The following is a 4984-nucleotide window of genomic DNA, read 5'->3' on the forward strand; positions in this document are numbered from 1 at the left end:
GTCTTTTATTTTTTTATTTAATTGCTTATACTTCATATGGGAGCTCCTTTTAGTCGGGTGGGCTCCTTTTATTATACAAAAACAACCGCACCTTGGTGGTGCGGTTGAGATTTGAATTTAGGAAAAGTAGCCTCGGCTACTTTTTTTAATCCAGTGGTTTCTGTCGATAGTTTCCTTCAATCCGTTCAACCGAAGACACCTCGATGAAAGCTTTAGGGTCTGCCGCAACAACTTGATCAACAATTGATTTAATCTCGAATTCATTCACAACCATGTATAACATGGCACGATATTGATGTTTATAAACACCCATACCATTTAATTGGGTAATTCCATGACGCGTGACACTCAAAACAGCAGTGCAGACCGCATCCGGTTCAACTGTAATTATACGCATACTGCTTAGCTTATATCTGTTGTGGTATGTTTCAATAATCTTCGTTGATGCGACTTGGTAAATAATTGAATATAACGCCAGGCTCCAATCGTACATCCACCCAGAATAAAGTAACACGCAGACATTGAAGAACATTATTTTGTCCCACATTGGCTTATTCTTAACCATCGAGAAGTAAATAGCTATAAAATCTGTTCCACCAGCAGAACCATTCATTCTCAGTGCAATTGAGGAACCCACCCCATTCACAACACCACCAAATACTGCCAGTAGTATGGGATCATACGTTAACTTGAACGCTGGCAAAATTTCTACAAAAATACTTGTCAAAAAGACATGCATGAACGATAAAATTAAAAAACGTTTCCCGAGTTTTTTAATCACAAACGAAAGCAAGATAATATTAATAATTAGGAACAAGAATCCGTACGAGAGCGTTAACCCAAACAAACGGTTCATTTCTTTAATCAGAAGGATGGTAACACCACCAACTCCTGCAGGCACTAAGTCAGCAGGCCTTACAAAGGATGTTATGGCAGTAGCCGATAACATTGCTCCTAGTATTACTCCGATATATTGCTTTGGTTCTATTTTTCTAAAGTATTCCATAATCTATCTCTGTTAATCGTGTCGATTGTCTCGTTGCTAGTCGATACAATATTTTCCTTTACATTTTTGAGTTTTCTTTTCATCTTCAAAATCAGGTAACTCTGATGCCACTGCGATTGCCTCGATTTCAACGAGCGCATTTTTGGGCAAACGCCCTACTTCGAAAGCAGTGCGCGCAGGATAGGGATGTGCAAAGTAGATTGCATACGTTTGATTCATAAGTTCAAAGTTATCCATATCACTGAGGTATACCGTAGTTTTGACAATGTCTTTGAGTTCGAGTCCCGCACTCCTCAAAGTATTCTCTAAGTTTTCGATGGCTTTACGTGTTTGTGTGACAATATCATCGCCCACAAGGTTTGCTTCAAGGTCAATACCGAGCTGTCCCGAGACATAAACAGTATGATCGACTTGAATCGCTGCTGAATACGGTCCGACTGCTTTCGGACCATTTTTAACTATAATTTGTCTACGCTTCATTTGATTTACCTCTATAGGAGATCACGATAGTATTCATCGGATTTTTCTTGACGGTCTAAACTTGCATTCATACGTACAAATCCCGTAATACTTCCAACAACTATCACGAGCAAAAGTACAACACTTACAAATCCATTAAAATCTTCAATCATAACTCATCACCTCTATTGTTTTCATTATAGGTAAAATCCTAGAGAACTTCAACATAGTCGCCTAGTATCAACACTGGCATGACTAAACATGTACAAATCATTACAAACGCTAGGACAGCATCAAACCAAGCAATTGTATGCATAATTTGGAATCCTTGCTCAATACTGTTGGTATTCATTGCAATAGTAAGTCCAATTAGAATCACAGAATACGCAATTCCTCCCGCAAACATAATCAGAGTGTGCTTTAGCCAAAATTTAGTTCTAAAGAATGTAACAAACCACAGTATGATAAAAATGTAGACAGTAACAGGGATTGTTGCATTCAAACGTTCAAGAAGAATTGTCGGGCTATGCGAATACTGCATAACATTCCTCACAACAGCAATAATCCAACTACCACTCACATTTAGTAGTTCCATGGCGCCATCGACAGTATGTGTATTGATGACAGCTACACTCAATAAGAGCACTTCAAGAAACATTGCCACCATTGCCGCAAAAAATGTCATGAGAATTGCAATGTATAACTTTTTATAGTCGCGGATCATTGATAATCCTTAAGGAAATCTTTGCCTTTTTGAACCTCAACACGCGATAATCCGTCATATTCTTTTTGACGCAATACTTCGAATACACAAATCGCGACAGTATTTGATAGATTCATACTGCGCGCTGAAGGTGCCATTGGTATCCTGAAGCAGTGGTCATAGTTTGCCTTGAGAATATCTTTGGGAATCCCGGTACTCTCTTTTCCGAAAACTAGATAAATGTCTTGATCGATACTTGCGTAATCAAAATCTGAATGTGTATATTCACCATAACGTGTCAAGAAGAACATAGGACCTTTTGTTTGATCTACAAACGCCTGCCAATCGACATGACGAATCACCTCAAGGTCTTCAGAATAGTCCATTACACTTCGTTTAACACGCTTTTCATCCAAAATAAATCCTAAAGGTTCAATTAAATGGAGTGTTGCTCCAGCGGCAGCACACGTTCTCATAATATTTCCGGTATTTTGCGGAATTTCGGGTTCATACAATACAACATGAATCATAAACGCTTCACCGTTCTTTCTAAACCAAATAATACTGCAATCGCTCCTGCAACAATAGCACCGATTGCCAAAATAATACGATATACAAACCCCATAAAGAAAGGCTCCGGAACCATCATAATTAAACGATCAACGTTTGGGTTCAGCAACCATAGATCGTTTGTAAAAACAAGCTGATGGAATGAAATCCAGAACGCTTGGAAATCAATGAGCGCATACAGTCCCACGATACCAACAACACTTCCAAGGATTAATAAAGAGGCTTTCCATATGTCGCGAGATAAGACAAAGTTAAGGTAATCACCCGACCCCAGACTCACCAGAACCATAAATGCAACAAAAATCATTGCAATATTACGGAAGTGAACCGCACCTAAGTATAATGCTTTAACATCAACCATATGGTCTTTTTCTTTTTGGTTGAACATTTGAACATCACGCCCATCAACACTCACACTCAAATCAAGCGTTTGACGGTCATCTTTTATGTAATCAATAAGCACATCTGTAGCCTCATTCAACTCCGCTTCGGTAATGCGAATCGTTTGCGCCGTATTGAGTTTATGATACATTTTCGCATAGTAACTTTTTTGGAAGGATAGTGCAAAAATTGCAGTAAGCATCATTGAAATAAGAAATAACGATGCTGCAAGTATATAAAGCATTTTTTTCATGTTCACGCCTCCATGAAGTCAATAAATTTTTGGAGTGCGAGTGCACGGTGTGAAATCTTGTTTTTGACTTCAGCATCAAGCATTCCAAAAGATACGGTCATGCCGCTTGGAACAAAGATTGGATCATATCCAAATCCACCTTCGCCCATGATTGCCTCTGCTATTGATCCATCAATACGTCCTTCAAAGGCATGAATTCCCTGATCATCAATCATAACGATTGCACTTGTAAAGTACGCATCGCGTTGCGATTCACCCTCAAGACGCTTCAAAATTTCATTGTTTTTATCGACATAGGGTGTGTCCTCGCCCATAAAACGTGCGGAATAAACACCAAGAATATCAGGTAGTGCCGAAATAGTGAGACCCGAATCGTCTGCGATTGTTGGAAGTCCAGTTTGCTCATGGACAAAAGCAGCTTTGATGATACTATTTTCAACAAATGTTGCACCTGTTTCTTCGACTGAGTCCATTGATACACCCTGCTCTTTTGCAGTTACAACAGTATATCCCAATGGTTCAAGTATAGACTTAAATTCCTTTAATTTTCCTTGATTATTACTTGCTACGATAATTTTCATACTTTCACTCCTAAACATATGAAATTATACCATTTATGATATAATTTCACTATGAAAACGTACCAAACTTTAAAAACTCAATACGATTTAGAGGTATTGTCCGAGGATTACATTCCTTCTGGACTGACGAATGCGAATTATCATGTCCTTACGAATAAAGGAGAATTTGTTGTACGAATGCCAAAACCCGAAAATGCTGGGTTGTTTGACTATCATCATGAGGCACATGTACTCGCACTTATCGAACCTCTCAACCTCGATACACCACTGTATGCTTATAACCCGAATACAGGCATTAAAATAAGTGAATATGTTCCGAACATCCATACATATAAATCCGATCATTTGGCTGATGCCGCAGTCCTCATCAAGACCTTGCATGATGCAAATCTTAAATCCGGCATTCGTTTTGATTTAATTAATAAATACGATCTCTTCCAAACTCGGAATACCTATCAAAAGTATAATACAATTACATATCGATACTTACTCGAAGAAACCCAAGCAATGGTTTCAAACGTCAGACTTTGCCATAATGACCTTGTAGAAGGTAACTTACTATTTTCAAAACAACGCCATTATTTAATTGACTACGAGTATGCGATGGATAATGACCCATACTTTGATATCATGTCCTTTCTAACTGAAAATGACATTCAAGATACGCAATCACGTCGTATTTTTTATGAAGCTTACTTTGGTTACCAACCCAACGACATAATGATGAGCAAATTATGGCATTTTGAGGTTTCACATCACCTGATTTGGTGTGAATGGGCGCAAATGATGTATGCTCAGCACCACGATGAAGTATATAATGACATCGCAGCACTGAAGTATACTCGTCTTCTCGAATGCATCACCGAACATAAGAAAAACTCCCAATGATTTCGGGAGTTTTTTTTGGTTCTACATATTCTAGTGTTGGTGAGAAATCATCAACACTTTTTAATGCTTAATTTCGAACATAATAAAAGACATAGATGACAAACACGATATACTTAGGTTACTACACTCCAAGAAAGGTGCTA

8 protein-coding genes are annotated in these 4984 nt (G+C 38.3%); 1 reads left to right on the forward strand and 7 read right to left on the reverse strand.

Going from position 1 to position 4984, the window contains the following annotated elements:
* Window positions 1–145: 145 nt before the first annotated feature.
* The 7 genes from GVV20_RS10090 to rdgB are packed head-to-tail and all read right to left on the reverse strand — an operon-like array spanning window position 146 to window position 3953.
* Window positions 146–1006, reverse strand: a complete 861-nt coding sequence (locus tag GVV20_RS10090; RefSeq protein WP_159637903.1) for a YitT family protein — start codon at window positions 1004–1006, stop codon at window positions 146–148.
* 36 nt (window positions 1007–1042) lie between these two features.
* The gene (locus GVV20_RS10095) at window positions 1043–1486 is read right to left on the reverse strand and encodes a RidA family protein (RefSeq protein WP_159741603.1); all 444 of its coding nucleotides are present in this window, start codon (window positions 1484–1486) and stop codon (window positions 1043–1045) included.
* Window positions 1487–1497: 11 nt separating this feature from the next.
* On the reverse strand, window positions 1498–1638 hold the full coding sequence (locus tag GVV20_RS10100; RefSeq protein ID WP_159637907.1) for a mechanosensitive ion channel protein MscL: 141 nt from the start codon (window positions 1636–1638) through the stop codon (window positions 1498–1500).
* Window positions 1639–1676: 38 nt separating this feature from the next.
* Window positions 1677–2189 (reverse strand): hypothetical protein, encoded by a 513-nt coding sequence (locus GVV20_RS10105; RefSeq protein ID WP_159741604.1) that lies wholly within the window; start codon window positions 2187–2189, stop codon window positions 1677–1679.
* Window positions 2186–2698, reverse strand: coding sequence for a tRNA (cytidine(34)-2'-O)-methyltransferase (locus GVV20_RS10110; protein ID WP_159641494.1), 513 nt, complete (start codon window positions 2696–2698; stop codon window positions 2186–2188). Before GVV20_RS10110 ends, GVV20_RS10105 begins: the two co-directional genes overlap by 4 nt.
* On the reverse strand, window positions 2695–3372 hold the full coding sequence (locus GVV20_RS10115; RefSeq protein ID WP_236261804.1) for a TIGR01906 family membrane protein: 678 nt from the start codon (window positions 3370–3372) through the stop codon (window positions 2695–2697). The genes GVV20_RS10110 and GVV20_RS10115 overlap by 4 nt, the downstream gene beginning before the upstream one ends.
* A gap of 2 nt (window positions 3373–3374) precedes the next feature.
* A complete protein-coding gene (gene rdgB / locus GVV20_RS10120) occupies window positions 3375–3953 on the reverse strand; it encodes an RdgB/HAM1 family non-canonical purine NTP pyrophosphatase (protein ID WP_159741605.1) in 579 nt (192 codons plus the stop codon).
* A 51-nt stretch (window positions 3954–4004) separates the two neighbouring features.
* On the opposite strand from rdgB, the gene GVV20_RS10125 reads away from it, so the two are divergent.
* Entirely contained in the window at window positions 4005–4841 is an 837-nt protein-coding gene (locus GVV20_RS10125) for a choline kinase family protein (protein WP_159741606.1), read from the forward strand.
* Window positions 4842–4984 lie beyond the last annotated feature (143 nt).

Source organism: Erysipelothrix aquatica, from assembly GCF_009828775.2.
Taxonomy (GTDB): Bacteria; Bacillota_I; Bacilli_A; order Erysipelotrichales; family Erysipelotrichaceae; genus Erysipelothrix; species Erysipelothrix aquatica.